Source organism: Paenibacillus etheri (assembly GCF_001012825.1).
Lineage (GTDB): Bacteria > Bacillota > Bacilli > Paenibacillales > Paenibacillaceae > Paenibacillus_AQ > Paenibacillus_AQ etheri.
This window is the reverse complement of sequence record NZ_LCZJ02000016.1, coordinates 1-23,569: the sequence shown is the minus strand read 5'-3', so window position 1 is coordinate 23,569 and position 23,569 is coordinate 1. Positions and strand designations below refer to the sequence as shown.

General features: G+C 44.0%; 25 protein-coding genes and 1 pseudogene. 5 read left to right on the top strand and 21 right to left on the bottom strand.

All coding sequences use genetic code 11. The features are described 5' to 3' along the window. Positions 1–57 precede the first annotated feature (57 nt). From UQ64_RS03760 to UQ64_RS30650, 7 genes are all read right to left on the bottom strand, one after another. Positions 58–678, bottom strand: coding sequence for a hypothetical protein (locus UQ64_RS03760; protein ID WP_060622179.1), 621 nt, complete (start codon positions 676–678; stop codon positions 58–60). Positions 679–681: 3 nt separating this feature from the next. Continuing rightward, positions 682–1,566 carry an EFR1 family ferrodoxin gene (locus UQ64_RS03755; protein WP_060622178.1) on the bottom strand — a complete coding sequence of 295 codons (885 nt, stop codon included), beginning with the start codon at positions 1,564–1,566 and terminating at the stop codon, positions 682–684. A gap of 82 nt (positions 1,567–1,648) precedes the next feature. After that, positions 1,649–2,791 carry a DNA polymerase III subunit beta gene (gene dnaN, locus UQ64_RS03750; RefSeq protein ID WP_060622177.1) on the bottom strand — a complete coding sequence of 381 codons (1,143 nt, stop codon included), beginning with the start codon at positions 2,789–2,791 and terminating at the stop codon, positions 1,649–1,651. Beyond that, on the bottom strand, positions 2,792–3,190 hold the full coding sequence (locus tag UQ64_RS03745) for a hypothetical protein (RefSeq protein WP_245237847.1): 399 nt from the start codon (positions 3,188–3,190) through the stop codon (positions 2,792–2,794). Positions 3,191–3,293: 103 nt separating this feature from the next. Beyond that, positions 3,294–3,779 (bottom strand): DUF3888 domain-containing protein, encoded by a 486-nt coding sequence (locus UQ64_RS03740; RefSeq protein ID WP_060622176.1) that lies wholly within the window; start codon positions 3,777–3,779, stop codon positions 3,294–3,296. A 60-nt stretch (positions 3,780–3,839) separates the two neighbouring features. Next, positions 3,840–4,805, bottom strand: coding sequence for a phosphotransferase enzyme family protein (locus UQ64_RS03735; RefSeq protein ID WP_060622175.1), 966 nt, complete (start codon positions 4,803–4,805; stop codon positions 3,840–3,842). Next, positions 4,802–4,951 (bottom strand): hypothetical protein, encoded by a 150-nt coding sequence (locus tag UQ64_RS30650; RefSeq protein WP_156417439.1) that lies wholly within the window; start codon positions 4,949–4,951, stop codon positions 4,802–4,804. The genes UQ64_RS03735 and UQ64_RS30650 overlap by 4 nt, the downstream gene beginning before the upstream one ends. Before the next feature lie 172 nt (positions 4,952–5,123). Between UQ64_RS30650 and UQ64_RS03730 the strand changes: the two genes are divergently transcribed. Continuing rightward, complete coding sequence (locus UQ64_RS03730; protein WP_060622174.1) at positions 5,124–6,338, top strand: MFS transporter; 1,215 nt, start codon at positions 5,124–5,126, stop codon at positions 6,336–6,338. Positions 6,339–6,439: 101 nt separating this feature from the next. Here the strand turns inward: UQ64_RS03730 and UQ64_RS03725 are convergent, their stop codons facing one another. Genes UQ64_RS03725 through UQ64_RS03715 form a run of 3 tightly spaced genes read right to left on the bottom strand, consistent with a single transcriptional unit; the run spans position 6,440 to position 8,444 of the window. After that, the gene (locus tag UQ64_RS03725) at positions 6,440–7,144 is read right to left on the bottom strand and encodes a hypothetical protein (protein ID WP_060622173.1); all 705 of its coding nucleotides are present in this window, start codon (positions 7,142–7,144) and stop codon (positions 6,440–6,442) included. A 57-nt stretch (positions 7,145–7,201) separates the two neighbouring features. Next, positions 7,202–7,501, bottom strand: coding sequence for a hypothetical protein (locus tag UQ64_RS03720; protein ID WP_060622172.1), 300 nt, complete (start codon positions 7,499–7,501; stop codon positions 7,202–7,204). A 49-nt stretch (positions 7,502–7,550) separates the two neighbouring features. Next, a complete protein-coding gene (locus tag UQ64_RS03715; protein WP_060622171.1) occupies positions 7,551–8,444 on the bottom strand; it encodes a LysR family transcriptional regulator in 894 nt (297 codons plus the stop codon). A 131-nt stretch (positions 8,445–8,575) separates the two neighbouring features. Between UQ64_RS03715 and UQ64_RS03710 the strand changes: the two genes are divergently transcribed. Beyond that, the gene (locus UQ64_RS03710) at positions 8,576–9,316 is read left to right on the top strand and encodes an SDR family NAD(P)-dependent oxidoreductase (protein ID WP_060622170.1); all 741 of its coding nucleotides are present in this window, start codon (positions 8,576–8,578) and stop codon (positions 9,314–9,316) included. A gap of 162 nt (positions 9,317–9,478) precedes the next feature. Here UQ64_RS03710 and UQ64_RS31960 read toward each other — a convergent pair whose 3' ends face one another. The 5 genes from UQ64_RS31960 to UQ64_RS03690 all read right to left on the bottom strand — a co-directional run bounded on the left by UQ64_RS31960 (position 9,479) and on the right by UQ64_RS03690 (position 12,755). Continuing rightward, positions 9,479–9,799, bottom strand: a complete 321-nt coding sequence (locus UQ64_RS31960; RefSeq protein ID WP_280818149.1) for a cellulose binding domain-containing protein — start codon at positions 9,797–9,799, stop codon at positions 9,479–9,481. 4 nt (positions 9,800–9,803) lie between these two features. Continuing rightward, complete coding sequence (locus UQ64_RS32520) at positions 9,804–9,917, bottom strand: cellulose binding domain-containing protein (RefSeq protein ID WP_280818148.1); 114 nt, start codon at positions 9,915–9,917, stop codon at positions 9,804–9,806. A 26-nt stretch (positions 9,918–9,943) separates the two neighbouring features. Further along, the gene (locus UQ64_RS32515; protein WP_060622168.1) at positions 9,944–10,513 is read right to left on the bottom strand and encodes a X2-like carbohydrate binding domain-containing protein; all 570 of its coding nucleotides are present in this window, start codon (positions 10,511–10,513) and stop codon (positions 9,944–9,946) included. 126 nt (positions 10,514–10,639) lie between these two features. Next, positions 10,640–11,389, bottom strand: a complete 750-nt coding sequence (locus UQ64_RS03695; RefSeq protein WP_060622167.1) for a MerR family transcriptional regulator — start codon at positions 11,387–11,389, stop codon at positions 10,640–10,642. A gap of 124 nt (positions 11,390–11,513) precedes the next feature. Beyond that, positions 11,514–12,755, bottom strand: a complete 1,242-nt coding sequence (locus UQ64_RS03690) for a purple acid phosphatase family protein (protein ID WP_060622166.1) — start codon at positions 12,753–12,755, stop codon at positions 11,514–11,516. 225 nt (positions 12,756–12,980) lie between these two features. On the opposite strand from UQ64_RS03690, the gene UQ64_RS03685 reads away from it, so the two are divergent. The 3 genes and pseudogenes from UQ64_RS03685 (at position 12,981) to UQ64_RS03675 (ending at position 16,043) form a co-directional block, all read left to right on the top strand. Beyond that, positions 12,981–13,694, top strand: a complete 714-nt coding sequence (locus UQ64_RS03685) for a polyphosphate polymerase domain-containing protein (protein WP_060622165.1) — start codon at positions 12,981–12,983, stop codon at positions 13,692–13,694. A gap of 2 nt (positions 13,695–13,696) precedes the next feature. After that, a pseudogene (locus UQ64_RS03680) lies at positions 13,697–14,424 on the top strand (DUF4956 domain-containing protein). A gap of 29 nt (positions 14,425–14,453) precedes the next feature. Beyond that, complete coding sequence (locus UQ64_RS03675) at positions 14,454–16,043, top strand: CotH kinase family protein (RefSeq protein WP_060622164.1); 1,590 nt, start codon at positions 14,454–14,456, stop codon at positions 16,041–16,043. Between the two features lie 175 nt (positions 16,044–16,218). Here the strand turns inward: UQ64_RS03675 and UQ64_RS03670 are convergent, their stop codons facing one another. From UQ64_RS03670 to UQ64_RS03645, 6 genes are all read right to left on the bottom strand, one after another. Continuing rightward, positions 16,219–16,866, bottom strand: coding sequence for a DUF1775 domain-containing protein (locus tag UQ64_RS03670; RefSeq protein WP_060622163.1), 648 nt, complete (start codon positions 16,864–16,866; stop codon positions 16,219–16,221). Positions 16,867–16,918: 52 nt separating this feature from the next. Further along, a complete protein-coding gene (locus tag UQ64_RS03665; protein ID WP_060622162.1) occupies positions 16,919–17,584 on the bottom strand; it encodes a response regulator in 666 nt (221 codons plus the stop codon). Beyond that, complete coding sequence (locus UQ64_RS03660; RefSeq protein WP_060622161.1) at positions 17,581–18,399, bottom strand: sensor histidine kinase; 819 nt, start codon at positions 18,397–18,399, stop codon at positions 17,581–17,583. Before UQ64_RS03660 ends, UQ64_RS03665 begins: the two co-directional genes overlap by 4 nt. 246 nt (positions 18,400–18,645) lie before the next feature. Further along, positions 18,646–19,605 (bottom strand): hypothetical protein, encoded by a 960-nt coding sequence (locus tag UQ64_RS03655; RefSeq protein ID WP_060622160.1) that lies wholly within the window; start codon positions 19,603–19,605, stop codon positions 18,646–18,648. A 20-nt stretch (positions 19,606–19,625) separates the two neighbouring features. Then, positions 19,626–20,546, bottom strand: a complete 921-nt coding sequence (gene cysK / locus UQ64_RS03650) for a cysteine synthase A (protein ID WP_060622159.1) — start codon at positions 20,544–20,546, stop codon at positions 19,626–19,628. A gap of 155 nt (positions 20,547–20,701) precedes the next feature. Next, positions 20,702–23,569 (bottom strand): CARDB domain-containing protein (locus UQ64_RS03645; RefSeq protein ID WP_060622158.1); only part of this gene is annotated, 2,868 nt, incomplete at its 5' end.

Below are 23,569 nucleotides of genomic sequence, written 5' to 3'. Positions count from 1 at the left end.
TTTAAATATCGAATGGAACGCTTTTTAATGAGAATGTGGAGCTGAATCCTTTCTCCACTACTTAGCATACTGAAGAATTGCAATTGCTGCTCGTTCCCGTCGTTCGGTGTCCGCACTAACAAGAGCTTCCTTCAAAATACCGATCGCCATAGATAGTATCTCTTCATCCACATGCACTCGATTATTCACCGCTTGCTCTGAATCAGACGAACCTGTAATCCACAGATCCACACGAGCACTAGGCATCGGCCCCTTATAATGTTTAACCACTCCACTATCGCTAAGAAACTCTTTTACCCCTGCGTTTAGATCGGTTATAGGAAGACTTTTCAGCCAAGTTACACCGCGCCGATGGCACGTACCGATGTCTTGCGTGTCAAATAATTCGTTGTAGAAATAATCACCAAGATCACCTAGATGTACCCAATCCCCATCACACACCAGCACATAATCGCCATCCTGCATCTTATGTATAAACAGTTGAATGGCTTGCAAATGTTCTGTAAGCTCCAGCTCACTGTATTGGTAAGTACGAAGCAACCGATCACGGAGCTCCTCTATACTGATGTTCTCCAAATCTCCTATTCCCGGGTAGCCGATACTCACATAGTTATCCTCTAAAAATGCTGAAATCCGCTCGATCCCCAGCGGCTTCGATCCTATCTTAAACAAATTCATTATTCAATCCTCCAAGTATTTAATAAAATGCTTGTAGTAGCCCTTGGACTTTGGAGTTATAAACCGTCCATCATTCTCAGAATCCTTCATAAGACTATGAAGTTTTGGACCTCCAGTATAGGGATCTACTACGCTGGCCTTAAGCCGTGTCGCTTGGATCGCCTTCTGAGGACAAGAATAAACACAACGCATGCATAATAAGCAATTTTGACTGAATATAATCCCATCTGGACTGTTGGTGATATTAGAAGTTGGACAGCTTCTAACGCATTTCATACATCGTGTGCAAGAGGCTGTTGTTCGCAATCCTTTGGCGAAGTATTTGCCTCCTTGGCTTTCCTCACAATAATATACCGTTCTCAGAACTCTCTCCAGCACAGGATGAATCCGCAGGTTCCGTGGAATCTCATTCACGATTTCCTCTGCAAATAACTTCACCTTACGCTGAGCGACCAGATACAATTGCTTATTCAATCTGTCATCATATTTTATATAAAAATTGCATGGCATCGCCAAAATGGAATTGTGGAAGGGTGTAAACCCCTTTTCACGCAAAGAACGTAGAACCGTATTCGAAGCACCGTTATTCATATAGTGTGGAGATGAGGCTGTCTTGAACACGAAAGCCGGGGTTCCATTACAATCAGGTAGCTGTTCTACAAAACGTTCAACAAAACCGGATGCACCAAAACCTAGAACCGGATGACCAATACCAATAAGGTTGTAGGATTCATATTTGACAGAATGAGTGTCTTTTAGAACATCTTCCATTCTAAACAAATGTACCTCTTGCCCGCTACTTCTTAGTGCGTCAGCAAATTGCTTAGCAATAAGTTCCGTATTTCCAGTTCCTGAGAAATAAAATATAGCCGTCTTCGCATTATGCATTCCATCCCCTCCTAAATCAAATATACGTCACTCTCGTTAGGGAAGCTGTGCAGTTATTCTCCCACTGTGCATAAGCACATCCTTAATCCTGCGTCCTCATAGGGGTAATCAGGAATAGTGTGGACGAAGATGCATCCACAGGTTGTATCACCAGCGGTCTTTCCTTTCCCGCGAACCTTATTCTAAGGTTCTCACTATCCATCACCCGAAGGATATCTCTGAAATACTTGCCGTTAAAAGAAACTCGAAACTGTTCACCGTCAAGCTGCTCCATAGCAATTTCTTCTTTTACATCCCCAACTTCTGCAGTCTTGGACACTAAACTTAGCGTGTGAGAAGGAAGTACACTGAGCGTTACACTCTCACCAGCCAATATAGAAATACGTTCAACCACATGTAACAAAAGATCTGTCTTCACAATCACTTCAGAAAGGGACACCTGCGGGATTAGATTATCGATAGAGGGGTACGTTCCTTCTAACAGGGCAGACTGAACCCGCAATCCATTAGAAGTAAATCTGATTTGCTTGGGACCTATTTCTAATTCGGTGCTGCTGTCTGCATCATCGTTTAATATTTTTAAAAGATCCTCAAGGGTGCTGCCTGGTATTACTACATTTAAAGGAATTGCACCGTAATCTTCTACACTTTCAACAACATGCTGGGCGAGGCGGATACCATCAGTGGCGACTACACGAATACTTTGATTATCTATTTGAAGCGAAACTCCTGTGAGCACAGGTCTGGTTTCCGATGAAGAGACCGCAAAAACCACGCGTTTAAAAATTCGCTTCAAGAGAGTGTTCTTCATGTTTATCCTTTGAGTGTTCGGATGGTCTATGTATTGGATCCTGGGAAATTCTACTACATCCAGTACACACAAACGAAATTGAGTGTTCCCTGATTGAATATTCAGAATCAATGTCTCTCCGATTTCCAGCCTAATTGGTCCAGGATCAAGCTTACGAATGATCTCATAAAAATAACGTGCGGGAACTATAATTTCACCTGTTTTGTGTACAATCATCGAATCCTTCTTCACAGGGAGCTTATATTCGATGGTCATTCTTATATTGCTGGCTGTTAATATCAAACCCTGAGTTTGCGCCTGAATAAGTATTCCTGAAAGAACACGTGAGGAACTATTCGCGGATATGACTTTTAATGCTGCCTGTAATGCGGTACCAAGGGAATCTTTTGATACATGGATTAGCAAAAACTTCACCTAACTCTCCTTAGTTTCCTTTACAAAATACGCCTCAATGATGTTCCGAAATACTTGGGAGCGAGATGCATTCTGAGCCTCACAAGCCTGCTCTATCTCCTGCCAGATGTCCTCAGATAACGTCAAAGATACTTTTTTAGTTACCCCGGTGCTTTTTCTGCCTGCTCCTTCCCGAAGACCTCCCCTTGTAAAAAGAAACCCTAACTGCCCGTCTTTAGTAGATACGCCTACCTTGACTTTATCTTTGGCATCACTTTTGACTTCACTTATAATTTCACTCTTGTGTTCAACATTGTACTTATGCTTGTCCAATCCCTCGCGTCCTTTCATTTGAATTTGGTTACTTAAATCAATATATCCACTATTTTCATAATACCATATTGTTCTTTCATCCACCATATATATAACACAAAAAACCACTCCATAATTGGAGCGGTTCTATGTCGAAATACCACTTATACTTACTCAAGATGCACGAGCCATATAGGTGCATTCTCTGCAACTACCTTAAGATATTCTGATAATTTGGTGTAAGGTCAGACTTTCGCGGGTCTCTTAAATGCTTGAATGATTCTAACTTCACCTTGGGACCAGGAGTGATTCTAAAAGTCATAGTATCCTCTCCAACGGATAGATGTGGACCCACTGTAGGGTGTATGTTGAGTGTAATTAAGAAATCAAACCGTCGAAATCCGTTCACTCGCTTCATCTCTGTAACTTCCACTAAGTAAGGATATACTGTGGGAGTTATCGTTAAAAGAGGAGCATAAATCTCAGCCATCTTTTTCTCAATATAGGGTAAAAGAAAGAGCATCAGCGTGTCTTTGTACATGAGCTCGCGGGAATCCTGATCTGGAAGCTTCGGTTCCGACTCAGATCTGGACGGAGCCTCGGATTGCGGTTGAACTAACCCATTAGCGGAGCAAGGTTGTTGCCCCAGCAAGAGCATAACTGAGATAAGAAGAGGAGCAATCCAGCTTTTATTCATCAAAATAGCCTCCTTAGGGAACTTTTTATAAATTCCCCAAAGAGGCCCTATTTTTATACGCTAAATCTCAATTGTGTTAAAAAGAAAGGGAGCTCCCCTAAGATAATTCCTCAGAATCGCAAGCGCATACGGCTGTTCTGCTTTCAGTCCCTCGGTTTCTCTAGGGTCGGGTGCGTGATGGCAATAATTTTCGATCATAACCATGACCGTAAAATTCTCTAAAGTCTGAACCCATTCCCCATCAAGCTTGCTAACACTCTCATACCCCTTAATGACTAGTTCTCTTTGCAGAGGATATATTCCCAAAATGGTATGTGCCACATCATAAAGATAATAGCCCCAGCCACATCTTCCAAAATCAATCGGTCGAGGTTCACCCTCTTTAAAGATGATATTTCCTTGATGTAAATCACCATGGATGACCCCATAAGTCCTTCTGTTCTTATTTTTATGCTGCTTGCTTAACCAGCCGTATAATTTCTCAGCCGCAGACTGATACAGCGTAAACTCATCATCTGAAAGAAAACTATGGTAGTGCACCTTTAAACGGAGCATTGCTTTTCTGAAACTATGTTCATCCCAAACAGGACGATTAAAGCCTGGAGGTAACTCAAGCTCCTGTGCCGCTTTATGTAGCTTGGCTAGTAGTACGCCTTCTTTGTAAATTTGTTCTTCGGTAAGTCTTTCATTCGTATGTTCGCCTTCGACCCAGCGCATTAACGATGCATATATACCCTCTCCATTACCTTGCTCCACTTTGAATGTGACAGAACCTGTGCGATCATGAACGCCTTTTGGCAGGGGGACATCGATTTTGCTCTTCAAAAGCTCCAGCCAGGCGATTTCGGAGTTAATTTCCTCTTTAGATCTCCCCGAGTGAAGGCGCAGCAAAAAAGTTCCTTCTTTATTAGTCTCTATTACAAAAGTGCAGGTGTCCGATAGTTGATTGAAACGAATCTGTATCCAATCGAGATCAAAGTGCTGAAGCGCCATTAAAGCTGCTTGCTTATAATTTTTTCTCATCATAATGGAATGCACACATACTGATGAGCCGGTATCGTAAAACCAAGCATGCCTTCAGGAACATTCGTGTGATTTCTATTAAATTCTCGCTCCATCGCCTCTACTCTTTCCGGTAATTCAATTACTTGGATATGGCCTTCATCCATCATGAACAATCCATCCCTTCAATGGTTAATTAAAATGAAAATCTCTGAAATAAATTTTTCTCTTGAAAATAATTTCAGAAAACTAAATAATATAAAGCAGTAATACATGTCGGATCTCTCATCTTTATAAGGGTGGAGCTTCATTACAGACAGAAGAAAGGTTGACATTGGCACCATGAATGCAATTCCAAATTTCAACAAGGAACCAGCCCGTGTGGAAAAAACACGCAAAGAACCTTTCCCCATCTCTATTCTTTCTCTTACAGTAGGCGCTTTTGCAATTGGTATGACTGAATTTGTCATCATGGGTATTTTACCAAATGTCGCCAAGGATTTACAGGTTAGTATTTCAACAGCAGGCCAGCTGATCACGATGTATGCCCTTGGGGTAGCCGTCGGTGCTCCCATCCTAACCATCCTTACGCAACGAATTCCGCAAAAGAAACTGTTATGCCTGCTCATGGTTTTATTTATTCTGGGCAACGGGATTTCTGTATTTGCTCCAAACTATGCCGTTCTCATGGTAGCTCGTATCATTACAGCTTTAACACACGGGACTTTCTTTGGCGTTGGCGCAGTGATCGCTTCTAATCTGGTCAAACCCAATAGGCGGGCCGGAGCCGTATCCATTATGATGGCTGGTCTAACGATTGCTAATATCGTTGGTGTTCCTCTAGGGACATTTATTGGGCAAAACATGGGCTGGCGCGCCTCATTTGCTGCGATAGCAGTCATGGGCGTCGCTGCACTAATCGGCATTCTTATTTTTATTCCAAAGATTAAACAAGACAAACCTGCTAGTGTAATCCAGCAAATTTCTGCGCTAGCTAATCCTAAACTGCTTCTATTCTTACTGATCGGTGCGCTTGGTAACGCCAGCTTGTTCACGGTGTTCACTTATATAGCGCCACTGCTAATGGAAGTTACCGGCTTTGCCGAGCATAGTGTGACATGGATTCTAGTTCTCTTCGGCTGTGGTGTAACCATCGGGAATATCGTTGGCGGGAAGCTTGCAGATTGGAAGCTGATGCCTTCTATCGTGGGACTTTATTTCGCGGTTAGTGTCATTCTTACGATCTTTTCCTTCACCATGCATAGTCCAGTAGCTGCGGTCATCACAATATTCTTCTGGGGCTTGGTATCCTTTGCGGTCATGCCAGGACTACAAATACGGATCATGAGTCTGGCGCAGGCCGCTCCTGCCCTCGCTTCTACAACCAGTCATTCCGCAGGTAATCTCGGAAACGCAACAGGTGCCTTCATCGGCGGATGGGTCATTTCTCATCTTGCGATTACTTCGCTGCCATGGGTCGGTGCCGTTCTGGTAGGACTTGGTCTGGTTCTTGGTATTGCATGTTATGTAGCAGAGCGTAAAGAGAGAGTGGCGTAATTTTTTTAGGGCTATATTTAAAAACGAGGGCGTCCCCATAGCGATGAAAATGGCTTAGGGACGCCCTCGTGTTCTATTTTAACAAACTATAGCTATCTAACTTATGGCTTCATTCTTCTAATGCTTAGCATCTGATTTGCCCCTTTTTGAAACTCATAAGGAACCTCCATCTCCTCCACAGCGAAACCTTGTTGAACCATCTCATTTATAAGGCGATCTAGATGCTCATATCTTTTGCAGGACAGATCAACTAAAGGGAAAATACGAAGTTCTCCTCTAGTCACCCGCATAAGTTCAGTAACAGTCCTAAGATGAAAATCGTAGTCCAGCCGATCACTATACATAAATAGGAAATGCGCAGACAATGTCAGATCAAAATCCTCATCATTGAACGGTAGATCAGGTAAAACCACAGGAACATATCGCTCCGGGGTTTGTCTCTGATCCCTGATGTTATCGTTTAAAGCCTTGCTCCTCGCTTGTGTCAAATTCTCTATAGACTTGAAGTAGTCCCACACAAAGTTGCCCTGTACCTTATCCAGTTCAGACATAGCATGCTCAATATCTTGAACACCTTTTTCCGCAAGCTCATCCGTTGCGTAATAATAAGCGATATCCGCAGCAGTTACGTCACTCCCGAGCTCATTCGATATCGCTGTAAAAGAGCAGGCACCGGCAGGACAATCCAAAATCCGCCCGCCTACAAGATCCGCTTCTTTCAAATTGAACATCTGCAAATATTCCTCAAAGGTCCTTCCTATAAAAACAATCCTCTCCAACTCAAGCTTTCCCTCTGCTCCGCTCATCTCATCTCACCTTTCCTCATCTCACCTTTCCTCATCTCAGCTAAATAGGCTTACTTTTTACTTCTGTTTAAATATATGAATAAGATAATCTATAAGAAGTCCTAAAATCAGGAACGTTCCAAAATGAATTATATACGTGGGAAATCTGACGCTGATTAATATACTGCTTGCAGCCCATTCCGTATTATTAACATCAACCATCCAGTTTGCAAAGGGCTTCGTGAAGATCAGCGTATCTATAATCGGATTAAGCCGTACAAGAATGATGTTGGCGATCTCAATCCCCAAATAATCACCCAGACAGATGATGATACTAATAATCGAAAACCAGAAACTGAATTTTCTCCTTAAAAACATCAAGCACCGCCCTCTCTATTTTTCCTAATACATACAATTCGTTTAAAATTCAAAATATCCTTGTCGCGGTTAGTTCCTGCTTTAAAAAATGATACAATCTGGAGCTCGCTAGCTTGAGCGGATAATCCGAAAGTTTACATAGGATCCCACAGGTCATATCAATAACCTTTCCCTCCAGTTTCCGCACCACCGTTCCTGCAGGGACCGGATTCAGCACAATCTCAGGGACAAGAGCCACACCTAAACCACTTTCCACAAAATATTTCAGAGCCGTCATGCTTCCAATCTCCATAGTATCTAGTGGCGGTCCACCTGATTCCTGCAGTACACTTTCTAATTTTTTGCGATAAGGACAGTTCACTGCCGTAATAAGTAATCGATGAGCCTGTAAATCCTCTGGAGTGATATTCTCCTTGGAAGCTAGCGGATGCTCTTCAGGCATAAGTAATACAAATTCCTCCGTAAATAAGGGTTCAAAATAAAGCTCCTTACCCAGCTCTGGCGCTGAACATACAGCCATATCAATTTCGCCTCGCAAAAGCAGTTCACTGAGTGCTGCGGTTCCCGCGATCTCCACAGAGACTTTCACTTTCGGAAACTGCGTCATAAACCTACTTAACAGCTGCGGCAAACGATAGCTCGCCGTTGGATCCGTTATCCCTATGCGGACGTTGCCAGCCTCGCCTATTTTTAAATCGGCCAAACGGCTCTGAAGCCGCTCCATATCCTTAACGATATGTAAGCTCTGTTCATAAAACAATCTACCAGCTTCTGTTAAGCTGATTTGTTTTCCACGCTCAAGCAGTTGACAGCCTAAGTCGGATTCAAGCCTCTGAATTTGCATCGTGACTGTTGATTGGGCATAATTCAATGCCTCTGCTGCACGGTTAAAGCTTCCTGAAATCACGATCGTTTGAAAGGTTTTCATTGTTTTCAGATCCATTTTAGTGACCTCCACTACTTAGTTCAAATAAATCGAACCAAACCTTCATTTTATTCAATTATACGAAATTCAATAATCACTATAGAATACTCTATATCAACAACATGCGCCAACCTAAGGAGTGAGTAAGGATGGATCTCAACAATAAAGTAGCATTAGTAACTGGTGGAGGTACGGGAATTGGCAAGGCTGTAAGTCTGGAATTAGCCCGACGCGGAGCCCTTGTTGCAGTAAACTATTCTAGATCCGAGGTAGACGCTAATGAAACCGTGAATACGATTCGAAATCAAGGGGGGCAAGCCTTAGCATTACAAGCAGATGTTTCTAAAGATCAGGAAGTACGAAATATGGTCGATTCGATTATTCAGTATTTTGGGACGGTAGATCTGCTTGTGAATAATGCCAGTATTACTAAACATATTGCGCTAGGGGATCTGGAAAAAGCAACAGAGGAGGTATGGGATGAGCTATATGATGTAAATGTGAAAGGAATGTTCTTCTGCGCCAGAGCAGTGGCACCATATATGAACCTGAGCGGCTCAGGCGCCATCGTCAATCTCGGCAGCATCGCCGGAAATACGGGGTTAGGCTCTTCCCTGCCTTATGCCGTCTCCAAAGCCGCTGTTCATGGTCTTACGAAATCTCTAGCCCATGCACTAGCGCCCACTATTAGAGTGAACTGTGTCGCACCGGGAGCCGTTGCTACTAGATGGTGGGATGGTCAGGAAGAACAGATGCATAAATTAGCCCCTAATCTGCTGCTCCAGCGCATTTCATCCACTGAAGATATCGCTCAATTTGTCTGCGCAACACTGGAACAGGAAGCCATAACCGGACAGATCATAACTGTAGATAGTGGACAAACGTTGTAACAACTAAACCCTGAAAATGGTATATCAAGTGATGCGCAGATAGAATTACTCTCTAGCTCACATTGGCTGTAGTTTGGTCTTATTTATAAAAAAGAAGCTGCCCCAAAAGTAGAATTCTCTACTTCTAGGACAGCCTTTTTTACATAACTATTGATGATGTCTTTAGTTAGGTTCACTACCCCAAATCAGATTTCCTGACACGTATGCTGGTGATTTGGTCCAATCCACATAATTGGTATCCACCGCATTAAAGGAGTAATCTCCGGTTTGAGTGTAATTCGTCCAGTCCTCTTTAGCCACACGCACCTGCATGTCGATGCTGGCACCAGCGTCAAGTGAACCCGCTGCACTTGTGAATCCATTCTCCAAGTAATGATCCGCATCCGCTTTAGCTGCGGGCAGCTTCACAAACGTTCCAGTTACATTCGCACTTCCCACCTGTGACCAATCGCAGAAGAAGCTTTGTGGCTTCTCTCCATCAATCGTGTTAATTGTATCTTAATTTCACATCGGAGAGTGTAACTGCGCTTGCGCTCGTGTTCACCAGCTTGAACTTTGGATTCAACGTATTCCCGGATGCAGACAATGTCCCATTATACATCTGTACTTTCAATGCTGCGTTAGGAGCTACTGTCGTATCCGAAATTGTGACAACCAGGGATTGCGTGGATCCAGACTAAACTCAAAGGTCAGCGTAGTGCTTCCCACCGCTTGGGTTGCCAGATACTCCTTCTTAATCGTCAACGTTGATCCACTGACCGTATAATCCGTTCCAGATACAAGGTTTGCTGTACCGTTCTTGATCGCAATTAGCGTATTTCCGTTCAGCGTCATAGTTAATGCTATGTCTGCTTGATTCGCTGTTTTCTTATCAAAGCCTGCGGTTGTTGGCGTAATGGTTGAGCCTGTAGCTGGTGGATTTACAGGATCAGCATACAATGTGCCTCGGCCATTCGTTCCGAGATACACACGTCCGTAAATTCTCGGGTCACCAGTAATCGCCATATTAATCTTGGCGTATTGGTGGTCATCGTCATTAATCCGAACCCAAGTTGCGCCAACATCATTGGAACGGAAGACACCCCGTACGCCATCAATCTTCGCTACCGTGTACAGTGCCATGTAAGTTTGACCCGGCGCAGCCTTTCCATAACCAATGAGATCAGCTTCTTGTACGTTGGTTAAAATGTTTTTCATTATCGAGAGAAAATGGTTATATTTTTATGAAGTTTGTCTCTAAAAATCGTACCATTTTCACACTATAGATTACATTTCACACAAAAAAACAGATGCCTCCTTAGGAGATGGCATCCGTTTCTCGATTTACTGATTTGTTGCCGCAAACGACTTTGCTGCTGCTGAAAGATAATAAGCCAACCCCATTTGCTGACTCTCAAGCATTTTAAGATGAAAGTCATCACTCAAGAAGAATTGAGTCTGCGCTGCAAAATCTTTCGCAGATATGTTATGGCCATGTTTGTTCATAAATTCAAGATGGTATCGAATCAAATTCTCTATTTCCTTATCGTTATGTTTTACCCCTTCTCTTAATGAACTTGCTATGTTATTCATAAATGTCATGCCTTCAACTGCTTGTTCATTCATATCCTGAACATTTTCTGGTACAACTTCAAGAGAATCCATCCCATACGATTCCTTCAGATACTGATTTTGCTCGGTTAGCGCTTCTTCCCACTCTCGTTCGCTTTCAAAACCTTTGAACAATTCAATATTATTCATGTTCTCCCCATCCTTTAAATATCCAATAGATTTACGTAATGTTTGAATAATCGTATCCAACCTGTCTTTGCGACTAAGAAGAAGCTCCTCTTGCTGCGAAAGAATAGAGTACCTGTCGGAATGATGTTCCATCATTTCCTTGATTTGCTCTAAAGAAAAATCCAATTCTCTGTAAAATAGAATTTCTTGTAAACGTTCCAGCTCTTTCGTTTCATACAACCGATATCCAGCATCACTAATCCGGCTAGGTAAGAGGAGTCCGATCTTGTGATAATGATGAAGCGTTTTGATTGTAACCTTGGACAGTTCTGATACTTCTTTTACCGTGTACAATGTTGCTCCTTCCTCCTTTCCTTATGTAGCTTAATGCCTCCCCTAAGAGGAGTGTCAAATCGAAAATCCACAAGAATCCTAAAAAAGCCTTCTCCACCCTACCGGCGAAGAAAGCTAGTACAGCTTAATGCGTGAGCACAAATTCATCCAGCATCTTGCCATCCACATCATAAGCCTGATAGGTCAAACTATCCTTGGTAACATTAATCCCTGCGAACATTTGCTTATAGTTTTGAAAATGCACCGCATGATAGAACTGATCTTCTTTCTTCTCATTAAACTTCCCACCAGATGCATTGGTCACCACATATACCGTGCCTTTTTTAGCACCTACCGGATTCTCACCTTCAGGAACGATTTTTCCAGCCCGTAACGGATATGATCTGGAGTACTCATGATTATGACCCTGCAGCACCAGATCGACCTTGTATGCATCAAAAATATCTGTCCAATCTTCAACCTTCTTATATGAATTGCCCCCGTAAGCCGGACGGTGCATCGCAACGATCTTCCATTCCTTATCCGTGCTCTTCAAATCTTGCTTCAGCCATTCGGCCTGCTTTTTCAAATTACTCTCCGTGTTCAATACAGACACATGTACAGGACCGTAATCGAAGGAATACGAGGTGCCTGCAATAGAACCTTTTGCCCCGTTATCTGGCAGGTTGAAATGGGAAGTAAAGTCCGCCGCATCATTATCCACCTCATCATGATTTCCTGTAACAGGCATTAAAGGCATCCCAGAAATCAAGTCTTGCACATTACCAAAAAATTGATCCCAGCCCGCCGAATCCTCGGGGTTCTCCGTTAAGTCACCATTATGCACAATAAACTCGGCCTCTGGAAAGGTCTGAAAAGCCTTGCTTAATGCCTTCCCCCACAGTTTAAAATCATTCGTTGTCTCCCCTTGGGAATCCGTGACGTTGATAAACGTAACATTGTCTAGCCCCTCAACTTCCGTAGTGAATTCTACAACTGTACTCCATTCGCCCTCGACATCACTGCCCACTCTATAAGAATATAACGTCCCAGGCTCAAGTCCCGCAGCCTCTGCTTTATGAACACCTCTGGAACCATAGTCTGTTTTGATGGAGCTGCTATACGCATTTACCCTAATCACATCTGAATTTGCAAAAGAGGTCACCTGTCCCTTTACCAACTCCAGAACTCCTACGGCATTCGAATCGCTAGTATACCAAGTAAACGCACGACTCGTTCCCGCATCTCCCTTAAAGGTGGTAACGAGATCATACGGGGCTGATGATTTCTTGGAGCTCCCGGATTTGGACCACTCTATCCCAACAGCCACCAAGATCAGAACAATCACTACTACCCCTAGGATGATGGCGAATTTATAGTCTTTCATCACGGTTCCTCCTTAAATTTTCTCTCTAGTCTTCTAACTAAGATAGCCTTCCAGAAAGTCAGAAGTCAAATCTATAGATCTATACTTTTGTTAACGCAGTGTAAAACATTCAGCTAACATTCAGTCTATTTTAAGTTAAGTATAAGGTCTATCTCCTAGAATTAGTTGTACAAGAAGGTTAGCCTACGACAGAGACAGAGATAGAGATAGAAACGAGGTGGGAAAATGAGTAACAAGCTTCAATTCCGGCATGAGCTAAAATTCTTCATTAACTATCATCAATACCTTATATTGTGCCAGCGATTACAGAGCTTGATTGATCCAGACCAGCACGCCAATGAAAGTGGCGAATATCATATCCGCAGTTTGTATTTTGACGACATCAACAACTCGGCGCTTGCCGACAAACTCGGAGGTCTCAGAGAACGCGCCAAATATCGTATTCGTATCTACAACATTCAAGACAACATCATTCACTTTGAGAAAAAAATCAAATTGGACGATTATATCGCCAAAATCAAAGAGCAGCTGACCCGTCAAATGTACGACGAGATCATGGCAGGTAACTATGAGGTCCTGAATGTCCCGGACAGTCCACTGTTCATGGAATTATACAATCAGATGCGTCATAACCTGCTTCGGCCGAAGGTCATCGTGGATTACATTCGCGAGCCCTATGTTTGCCACAACGGCAATGTGAGAATCACGTTCGATAAGGAATTACGTACCGGACTGCATTCGACGGATATTTTTGATAAGGATTTGCATCCGATTCGGGCGATTGATGAGAACTTCATTATTTTTGAAGTGAAATTCGATGAGTACATTCCGGAACACATTAAAATTGCGCTGCAGTTAGAGGGGCTGAACAGACAGTCCGCTTCAAAATACGTGATCTGCCGCAAATTCTTAAAAACCAACACTTGGGAGGATTATTGATTATGAATGCATCACTAGCATCACTAGCAGCAACCGCAACAACAGATACAACCACAAATACTTTTTCAGATATCATTAAAAACTCGGTGATTGACAACTTTGTCTCCGATATAAGCATCTCGAAAATTCTCATCACGTTAGGTGTGGCTTTTCTGATTGGCTACTTTATTTATCTGCTCTACAAACGTGTATTTAGCGGAGTGTTTATTCCAAAAGCTTTAACGTCTCGCTCATGGGCATGACCATGATAACTGCCACTGTTATTATTGCCATCAACTCTAACCTTGTACTGTCCCTTGGTATGGTCGGTGCATTGTCCATCGTTCGTTTCAGAACGCCGATCAAAGATCCAACAGATCTGATCTTCTTATTCTGGGCAGCAGTCGCAGGGATCGTAACTGGCGCAGGATTCTTCACTTTGGCTATTGTTGGTTCAATCATCATTGGTCTAATTCTGTTCCTGTTCATCAAACATTCTTCTATCGAAACACCATATTTGCTGGTCATTAACTGCGATGGTGACGAGAGCGAACTTGAAGTACACAGCCACATCACTAAATCTGTGAAACGTTACAATGTGAAGCAAAAAACAGTATCAGCTAACAATATCGAATTAACACTCGAGCTTCGTCTGGATGATAAAGTAGGCGGCTTTATCAACACAGTCTCCGATCTAAAGGGAGTCAAAAATGCACTTCTGATCAGCTATAGCGGCGATTATGTATCCTAAACATTATAAGATGAAAGGCGGTGCCCCAGATGAAAGCAAGAGGTAAGTCTATCCTGCTTAGTCTTTGTTGCCTGCTTCTGGTCATCGCCGTAGCTGGGTGCCAGAACGCAAGTCCGTCTGCAACAAACGAAACTGCAACTGCAACAGATTCTCAGGATAAGAAAGTCTCGAGCGACGAGAAAAGTCTAGACGAGCAGGTCTTTCCAAAAGACGAGGTCGTTGATGTCAAAATCACTTTGGACCCGGATGATTTCCATGATATGCTGGATAATGCCAGCGCGGAAGAATATAAAACCGCATCGGTTGAGTACAACGGCATTAAATTCGATAACGTAGCTGTTCGGACCAAAGGGAATCTTAGCCTCAGAAGTGTAGTGCAGATGACAGATTCTGACCGTTACAGCTTCAAAATTTCTTTTGATGAATATGTGAACCAGAATTTATTCGGCATCACTAAGATCAACCTGAATAACAATTACAGCGATGCTTCTTATATGTGTGAATTTCTGACCTATGAGCTCGCTGAAAGTGTCGGACTTCCGACGCCGAAATATTCCTTCGTTAATGTATACGTCAACGATGAACTGAAGGGCTTCTACCTCGCGGTGGAACAGATCGGCGATGCTTATCTGGAACGTAACTTCGGAAACTCTTACGGCGCACTTTATAAAGGGGAAATGACCGGTCAGGGCAGTGACTTGACTTGGCTTGGTGATGATCCCTCTCTCTATACCGGACTAGTTATGAAATCAGCAAAATCCAACGATGATATTCTGATTGATATGCTAAATGAGCTTAATAACGGCACCGATTATGAAAAATACATCGACGTAGAGGAATCGCTGAAGTATATCGCTCTAAATGCGGTCACGGCAAATATGGACAGTTATTTAGGTGGTAATAAACAAAATTATTACTTATATGAAGACGAAGGCGTCTTCTCGATCCTGCCGTGGGATTATAATATGGCTTTTGGCGGCATGGGCAGCGCAGACGTGCTGATTGACGAGCCTACACAAGGCGCGCTGGCTGAACGTCCTCTGATCGCGAAGCTACTTGCTAACGACGAATACAAAGCGAAATATCACGAGATTGTCAGCGAGATGATAAATAGCTTTCTAGCGGACGACACGTTCCAAGCTCGGATGGATGAGCTGGACACGATGATTTCCAGCTATGTCAAAGCGGATCCATCTGCCTTCTACACCTTCGAGCAGTATGAAGAAGGGATTAAGTCTGTTAAGACCTTCATGTCGAACATGGCGAATAATCTCCAGCAGCAGCTCGATAGCATCACCCCTTCCTCCGGTGACGGATCGGGAAGCGGTATGGGTGGTGGCATGGGCGGCGGTGGCTTTGGTGGTGTTACTCAAGGTGAACAAACCAATACTGACGCGCAAGCCGCTCAGGGTGGATTCATCGGCGGGCCTGGCGGGGCACCGGGTGCCATGGGTGGACCAACTATCCCTGAAGGTGAAAATGGGCCTGGCGGTGGCGGCATGGGTGGCGCTTTGCAGCAAAAAGGAAACACGAGTGAAGCCATCACTACTGGGGTCGCGATACTTCTCCTACTACTAACCGCAATCTTTGTGACCTTCTATAAGCGGAAACGGTTATAGATAAATAAAAAGTTATTACTACAAAAAAAATCAAAAAAGATGCTTCCGTAGTTTATTGACGGGGCTAATTACTTTCCCTTAAAGATCGTATTGCCCAAATCTCCACATACAAAAAACTGTGAACAGTTTCATACTTCACTCGAAACTGTTCACAGTTATAAGATCAAACTTTTTTCTACTCTTTCCGCCCGCGCAATATACTTATAGCCGCTATTAGAAAGGCTAGTAAAGATATCCCGACTGCGATGTAGACCATTGGGTTGACACTGTTTGATTTTTCCTCATCTTTCATGATAGCATTATGCTCTTCCATGCTCATGGAATCGCTCTTGACATTGGAACCGTGAGAATGTTCATCCCCTCCGGAGGCTTGTACAATTGAAGTAATAGAATGCGGATTCTCTGTTCCAGCCTCACCCGACCATTGCACCAAGCTTCCATCGGCGTAGTGTTGATAAGCATCCCATGCAATGTCGCCAGCGGCATCAGGGTTCTTGGCCGTAAAGTAGAAGCGTTGGAATTGCCCCTTCTGAATGCCCTCACCATTAGCTATCCAGCTAACCTTATTCCCCTCAATGGTAACATCCCATCCGGGTGTAGCCTCATATTGTTTAAACTCTGCACCTGCTGGAACTCTTAGATCAACCTGTACAGTGGCAACGTCTTTTTCCGAAGGAACCTTTAATGTATAGGTCTCCCATGCCCCCGTGCTAGATTGTGCTGGTGCCACAGTTACATGCGCGCTAGCCACGGCTGCGAACAGCAGTAGTATTGCGGCAGCTGGTACGAATAGAGTCATTATTTTGCGAGATAATCTGTTCATAGTTAGTCCCTTCTCATAAGTAATCACATAAATTTTGTCATTTAACAACCCACTATATATCCTTGGGAAAATCCCGTTTACGCGAAGCAAGCCCTTGCTCCAAGGCATAACGTGTCAGCTGCGTTCGGTTTTGGAGTTGCAGCTTTTGGAGGATGTTCTTCAAATGGTTTTTTACGGTATGCTCCGAAATCCCCAAGCTCACTGCAATCTCCTTGTTTTTTGATCCAGAAGATACACAGCTTAAAATTTCTTTCTCTCTTGCCGTCAACGACTCCCCTTCATCCGTTACAGAAGGTACGGTGAACTCCTTCAAGATTTGAAAAGCTAGCTCCCGACTAAGCGGTGCTTCTTCATTAACAATGGCCTGCAAATATTGAATCCAGGTGGAAGGTGCCAAATTCTTTAGCAAATACCCCTGTGCTCCTTGCTTTAGCGCTTCGAGGAGATGGGAAATCTCGTCCGATACCGTAACGATAACGATTTTGACATAGGGATATTCCTGCTTGATCCGGCGAGTAGTCTCCAAACCGTCCATCACCGGCATTTGAATGTCGATTAGGATGAGATCGGGCATCCATTGCGCTGTGAAAGCGATCGCCTCAGCACCACTCTCCACCACACCGACGACCTCAAAACTATCATCCATGGACAAAATCTCACACATCGCTTCACGTGCATGCACATGATCATCCACAACTAAAACCCGGTATCGGCTCATGGACTGACACCCCCCTTCGTAATTTCAACCTGGGTGCCTGTGTCACCAGATATCAGTCTAAGCTTCCATCCCATCCCCTCGACACGTTCCTTCATGATCTGAAGTCCGTAGCTGCCACTTACTTCAAAAGGATCATGCTGAAATCCTTCTCCATTGTCTGCAACAACTACTCTCCAGCTCTTCTCATCGCCAGTGCCAGTAATTGAAACAAGTCCCGCTCGTGTATGCTTACGGACATTAATGATCGCTTCGCGAATACAGGATAACAACTCTGATTTCTCCGAAGGGGGAAGCGCATCATCTTGCAGGCTCCAATCGAGAGAGGCTTCGATCATAATCTCATTTGCCATCTGGGCTAGCTGATCTTTTACCGACTGTTCTAATGAAAAAGAACTCTGCTCTGAGACCGGAATCTTCAGATTGACAATGGCCTGCCGCACATAACGGTTCACCTCATGGACCGTCTTTTTGATCTGATCCACATTTTCCTCACTGACTTCACCATTCTTGCGGCTTGCTTCTAGTCGGTCAATTTTGACAGATAAGAGAAACAAAGATTGCGCCATCCCATCATGCAGTTCCTTGGCAAGTCCTTCCCGAGCCTTCATTGCATCTTTAAGCGCACGTTCCTGCTCCAGCTCCCGCTGATTCCGCTCCATAAGAGAGAACAAAGGGACGAGCAACACAAGACTAACTAAAAACACCAGAACTGGCGTCAAATAGTTCCCCAAATCCATAGAAATATAAGGCATTAGAAACTGGTGACGCACAATCTCCCAGATCCCCACCATTAGCGTTGGCAGTAACAGGATCATATACTTTATTTGTTTATACGTTGCCGTCCCCTCCTGCACATCTTATGCTTAACATTATCACCGTCTCATCTAAGCTACATGACTCGATCGGGCTATATAGATTCATTAATGTTACAAAATTAAGTATTTTAAAAGGTGATTTCTGACATTTATAATATCATAAGCAAGCTTTCTTATATTGTAGCAAAAAAAAGATACATCTCGTGATGCACCCAAATCATTTCTACTTTTACTGCGAAGTTTCACCTAAAGTGGTGAAGTATAACGCCCATATTGGATGTCCATTTCTTTAAACGAATCTCCTTCTTTTTTCAGAAAAAACGTATTTACTCCCTCTGACCCCCACCAATTTAGGCCGAGTAGTGGCCCTTCTGAGGTTTCAGCAGCAAAAAGGATGGAGAACATTTCAGGCATAACCTCTCCGCCATCATCCACCCGCCAGACTGAATATTCATCTCCTTGAATCACCGCTGGATAGTCCATGAAGGTAAATTTATCTTTTTCTTTCCAGACGAGACTAAATAACATATCCTGATCCAGCCTTACGAATTGAACGAGATACAGCTGCCGATCTGTAGATAGGTCTGCCAGCTTCCATATTTTCTGAATTTCACGTTTTTTCGTCTCTATAATACGCTGATGAACACTTTCTTCCACAGTAGACAAAGCTTCTTGACCCTCTAAAGATTCAATAGGCAAAAGCGCATCAACCTTAAAGTCTTTTTGATCCGTCAAATAGTAGGTTTCATCCGGGGTCGCATTTGCCTCTTCCACCGTAAAAAGATAACCCGCCAGATTCACAAGATTATGTGCCATCTCCCGGCCATTGCTGTTCTCTGTTCCATCCTGCCATTTATTAAATTTAACCTTTAACACATTCCCCTGATCACCAATAGCCTCATTTAATTGTGCCATCTCTTGATCCAGCCCTTTTTCATGCCCGGTGACTAGAATATTCCGCCCCTCTGCATCCGCAAAGCCAAAATTCATCTTCAGCTTCTCAGTATCTAGATAAGCTTCAGTCTTCTCCATGCTTGGAGTTGGTAATGGCTCTGCGCTTGGAGGAAGCGTTGGCGAAGGCAGTACAGTTTCCGCACTTTTTTCCGGTATAGACTCAGCATGATTGCCATCACTGGTCAAAGAGTTGTTGCTGGAACAACCCACCAACATAAGAACAATAAAGAAACTTACCATGAGCTTATTCATTCTTATTCCTCCAAACGAAGTTAGAATATTCCCATGCTCAGGTAACGTTCCCCCGCATCAGGTGCAATACATAGTACTCGCTTGCCGGCCCCGAGGCGCCGTGCTTCCTCCAATGCTGTCCATACTGCGGCACCACCTGATGGGCCAAGCAGAATCCCTTCCTGTGCTGCCAGCATTCTCACGGTATTCAGAGCATCGTCATCCGAAACTTGAACAATTTCATCGTAGACCCTCGTATTCAGAATGGCGGGTATAAAGCCCGGACTGGTTCCAACCAGCTTATGCGGTCCAGGCTTTCCACCGGATAACACTGGTGAGCCCTGCGGCTCAACAACTAGAATACGAATATCTGGAAGATGCTCACGTAACACTTCCCCAGTTCCAGTTATCGTACCACCTGTTCCTGAAGAAGCAACGAACACGTCCAGCTTCCCTTCCATTTGCTCCATAATTTCAAGAGCTGTCGTTGTTCGGTGTATGTCAGGGTTCGCTTTATTCTCGAATTGTTGTGGAATAAAGCTGTTAGCCACTTCTTTCCCTAGCGTAATTGCTTTTGCAATAGCTCCCGGCATCCGCTCCGCTGCAGGAGTCAGCACAACTTCAGCGCCATAAGCCTTTAGAATATTGATTCGTTCCTTCGTCATATTGTCAGGCATGACAAGAATCGCTTTATAGCCTTTTGCAGCGGCATTCATAGCCAATCCAATGCCTGTATTTCCGCTTGTCGGCTCTATAATGGTCCCTCCGGGCTTCAGCAGCCCGGCTATTTCTGCTTGCAGGATCAGATTATAAGCTGCTCTATCCTTTACACTGCCACTGGGATTGAAGCGTTCCAGCTTCACATATAGTTCTGCATCTTGGGCGGTGGTCAACCGATTTAGTCGCACAACCGGTGTATTTCCAATCAGCTCAGTTATATTATTAACAACTAGGGGAGTCATATATAGAACCTCCTTCATTACTTTACATACCCTTCATTGTAACTTGAGTGGCATCTCCTGTCGATTCTGGAACTTTCAGTCTCCCCACCATAAAAAGCCGCCTCCCATACTTATGGGTAGGCGGCTTCATCTTCATAACAGAACTGATCTAAAGTTTACGGATTTACATTAATGGTAAAAGTAGAAGTATTATTCTTAATATTCGTTACCGTGTTCGTAATCTTCAGATTGTTGAAGGTTGCTGAACCTCTGGCTGGACCTTGACCTGCCTCAGCAGCTTCATTCACCCAGATACCCACCCCGGATTTACTATCAAAAGCATCGCCGCTCTTCTGCGCACCGGTAATTGTAACATTATTAAAGATGGTATCTGTTACTGGGAATTGTGGAGTGGAACCTACATAGTTGGTCTGGAACATGATGCCATGATAGGTCGGATCAATGATATCCACATCATTGACTCGGATACCTTGGAAGACCTTGGAGGCCGAGAATACCCAGATCGCCGGGAAAGTCTGCGCACCCCAGAAATGCCCACCTGCACGAACAATAGAAATATTCTCAAAATTCGTAGTCGGTGAAGCTCCAAAGCCGTTCATCGGATACCCAAAGTCTAACGAGCTGATCGTAATCCCGGAGTAGCAAAGTGTATCCGCTATATAAATGTTACGGAAGGTATTTGCGTATCCCCCATAGACAGCTACACCAGCAGCACGCCAAGTCAAGATGGAAGTGAGGTTCTCGTAGATGTTATCCTTCATATCTGCACCGCCGGAATCAATCGCCGAGAACAATGCAAAGCTGTCATCACCTGTTGCCCGTGCTTCAATATTGGACACGAGGTTGTTCGTGCTGCCATTTGTCATATTGATGCCATCAGCGAAGGTGTTACGGATACGGGAGTTTTTAATCACCATGTTATCCGTATTGGCTCCCCAGTACATACATACCTGATGTTCAGTCCAGATGTTGTCGATCGTAATGTTCGCCACATTGGAGAAATCAAATACTTTACCAGGACCATCGATACGAGAAGTATAGTTTCCGAAATAAGCGAAATTCGCAAAGGTAGATCCATTCGCTGTATCACTGGCTCGGAATCCTACGTCAGTATTCTCTTGGTTAGTTGGAGCAATAAACCTTGTATACCAAGGACCCGCACCAATAACCTTCACTGCCTTGCCATAGACCTGAAACTTGTTAGAGGTCTGATAGTTGCCTGGTGGCAAATAGACACCTACGAGAGTTCCTGTAGTGTCCATGCGCACTTTATCAAGCGCATTTTGGACATCCTGATGTGTGAAGCCAGCAGGAACAGTGTATTTAGCCGGATCTGGATTAGCAATCGGTGAAACCTGCTCTAGACTGATGAAGTCGATGGCGTATTGAGAAGTGTTAGCTGTATCTTTTTGTAAACGGATCGTACTTCCTGCCGGAATGGTGCTATCAAACATAATGTTAGCTTCATCATAAATATGCCGTGGAGAACCTGCGCTTGGCGAATTGCCAGGACTTGTCTCAGAACCGTACAACCATGCATATTTAGAGGTTAAGTTAATAGCTTTGCTAAAGACACCATTAACATAGATGTTAAGCGTAGCATTTGTGCCGTCACCACTCGCTGAATCTGGAATCGAGAAACGAGTAACCAGAGTGTTCGTGCTGGCTTTTGTCGTGAATTCAACATAGCTAGCTGTGGTGTTCAGAGTGACTGCTCTTCTGCCTGAAGCCTCACCTGCAGGATCGCCGATGGTCCGGTTGGCTGAAAGCTTCACGGCCCCGCCGCCAATAACTCCATCCTCAGCCTCATACATGTCGTAAGGCATGTTCGCACCTCGACCGATGAACAGTGACTGCGTCTGAATATTATTAGCCCGTTTCACAGGCAGTTCATTAGCATCTACTGCAATTTCACTCTTCACAGTATATTTGCCATTTCCTGCAGTCCAATTGCCAAGAGCTACAGGCGCTGTGGTTACCCCACTTGCGATCATGCCGTTATAGGTACCCGTTAGAGTCTTAACCACCGCATTAGTAGAAGCATCTAAAACCGTCAGAGTTATGTTATGCGCACCACTCGCGGAAGCTGCTGTACCTTGATTCTTAATGGCAATTGAGAAGCTTACAGTGTTGCCGCCTGCTGGATTTCCAGGTGTCCAACTGACGGAGGAAGCAACCAGATCAGAACTGGATACAGGTGCAATAACAAGGGAAGTCGGGCTAGTGAAGCTATTATTTCCCTCATTCGATTCAATCACTGTATTATTCTCATCGACCTTTGCACTTAATGAGTAGGTTGCCGAATCTTTTGCGCCCAGATTAAGAGATGCGCTCGTTGATGCGCCAGCTGCTAAAGCACCTACTGGGCTAGTACCTACAAGTGTAGTGCCCAAATAAAAATTCACATTAGTTGCAGCTGATGCTAGAGTTCCGACATTCTTAACTATTGCATTAAGAGTAATGGCATCCGTCTCAATTGGAGAGGTTGGAGTCCATGTAAGAGCAGTCACCGTCAAATCTGGATTCTCAGATGGTGTACCAATTACCTGAAATTCAGCAATTTGTCCAGCACTTGAACCAGAGTTGGTAGTAATCTTTAGCTGCAATTCACTAGCCGTAGCCGTTACCGGAATCGTCACCGTATTGCCGGTTGCCGGATTAAAGGTATACACGGTCGCTGGCACAAGACTCGTAAAGACCGTTGTATTCTGATTATGCCCAAGCACTTGAATGGTCTGAGTACGTGTCGACCAGGCCGATGTAGGATTCAGCTTGAGTACAACCGAAGTAACATCGGCATTACTGCCCAAATTAACTGTTAATGTATTCGGATAACTTCCTCCTGCCCCCTCCCAATAAGTGGTTACATCACCGTCATTCGCATTTGTCTGCACAAAGGTAAAGACAGAGGACGATGCAGTTATACTTTTGTTCAACGCCAAATTTGAAACCATCCCTGGTGTTGGGGTTGGCGTTGGCGTTGGTGTTGGTGTTGGTGTTGCCGTTGGGGTTGGGGTTGGGGT

Coding starts and splice junctions, on each gene's coding strand:
- UQ64_RS03760 (WP_060622179.1), bottom strand. CDS start 678: ATGAATTTGTTTAAGATAGGATCGAAGCCGCTGGGGATCGAGCGGATT.
- UQ64_RS03755 (WP_060622178.1), bottom strand. CDS start 1,566: ATGCATAATGCGAAGACGGCTATATTTTATTTCTCAGGAACTGGAAAT.
- UQ64_RS03745 (WP_245237847.1), bottom strand. CDS start 3,190: ATGGTGGATGAAAGAACAATATGGTATTATGAAAATAGTGGATATATT.
- UQ64_RS03740 (WP_060622176.1), bottom strand. CDS start 3,779: ATGAATAAAAGCTGGATTGCTCCTCTTCTTATCTCAGTTATGCTCTTG.
- UQ64_RS03735 (WP_060622175.1), bottom strand. CDS start 4,805: ATGATGAGAAAAAATTATAAGCAAGCAGCTTTAATGGCGCTTCAGCAC.
- UQ64_RS30650 (WP_156417439.1), bottom strand. CDS start 4,951: ATGATGGATGAAGGCCATATCCAAGTAATTGAATTACCGGAAAGAGTA.
- UQ64_RS03730 (WP_060622174.1), top strand. CDS start 5,124: ATGAATGCAATTCCAAATTTCAACAAGGAACCAGCCCGTGTGGAAAAA.
- UQ64_RS03725 (WP_060622173.1), bottom strand. CDS start 7,144: ATGAGCGGAGCAGAGGGAAAGCTTGAGTTGGAGAGGATTGTTTTTATA.
- UQ64_RS03720 (WP_060622172.1), bottom strand. CDS start 7,501: ATGTTTTTAAGGAGAAAATTCAGTTTCTGGTTTTCGATTATTAGTATC.
- UQ64_RS03715 (WP_060622171.1), bottom strand. CDS start 8,444: ATGGATCTGAAAACAATGAAAACCTTTCAAACGATCGTGATTTCAGGA.
- UQ64_RS03710 (WP_060622170.1), top strand. CDS start 8,576: ATGGATCTCAACAATAAAGTAGCATTAGTAACTGGTGGAGGTACGGGA.
- UQ64_RS32520 (WP_280818148.1), bottom strand. CDS start 9,917: ATGTATAATGGGACATTGTCTGCATCCGGGAATACGTTGAATCCAAAG.
- UQ64_RS32515 (WP_060622168.1), bottom strand. CDS start 10,513: ATGAAAAACATTTTAACCAACGTACAAGAAGCTGATCTCATTGGTTAT.
- UQ64_RS03690 (WP_060622166.1), bottom strand. CDS start 12,755: ATGAAAGACTATAAATTCGCCATCATCCTAGGGGTAGTAGTGATTGTT.
- UQ64_RS03685 (WP_060622165.1), top strand. CDS start 12,981: ATGAGTAACAAGCTTCAATTCCGGCATGAGCTAAAATTCTTCATTAAC.
- UQ64_RS03675 (WP_060622164.1), top strand. CDS start 14,454: ATGAAAGCAAGAGGTAAGTCTATCCTGCTTAGTCTTTGTTGCCTGCTT.
- UQ64_RS03670 (WP_060622163.1), bottom strand. CDS start 16,866: ATGAACAGATTATCTCGCAAAATAATGACTCTATTCGTACCAGCTGCC.
- UQ64_RS03665 (WP_060622162.1), bottom strand. CDS start 17,584: ATGAGCCGATACCGGGTTTTAGTTGTGGATGATCATGTGCATGCACGT.
- UQ64_RS03660 (WP_060622161.1), bottom strand. CDS start 18,399: ATGATCCTGTTACTGCCAACGCTAATGGTGGGGATCTGGGAGATTGTG.
- UQ64_RS03655 (WP_060622160.1), bottom strand. CDS start 19,605: ATGAATAAGCTCATGGTAAGTTTCTTTATTGTTCTTATGTTGGTGGGT.
- cysK (WP_060622159.1), bottom strand. CDS start 20,546: ATGACTCCCCTAGTTGTTAATAATATAACTGAGCTGATTGGAAATACA.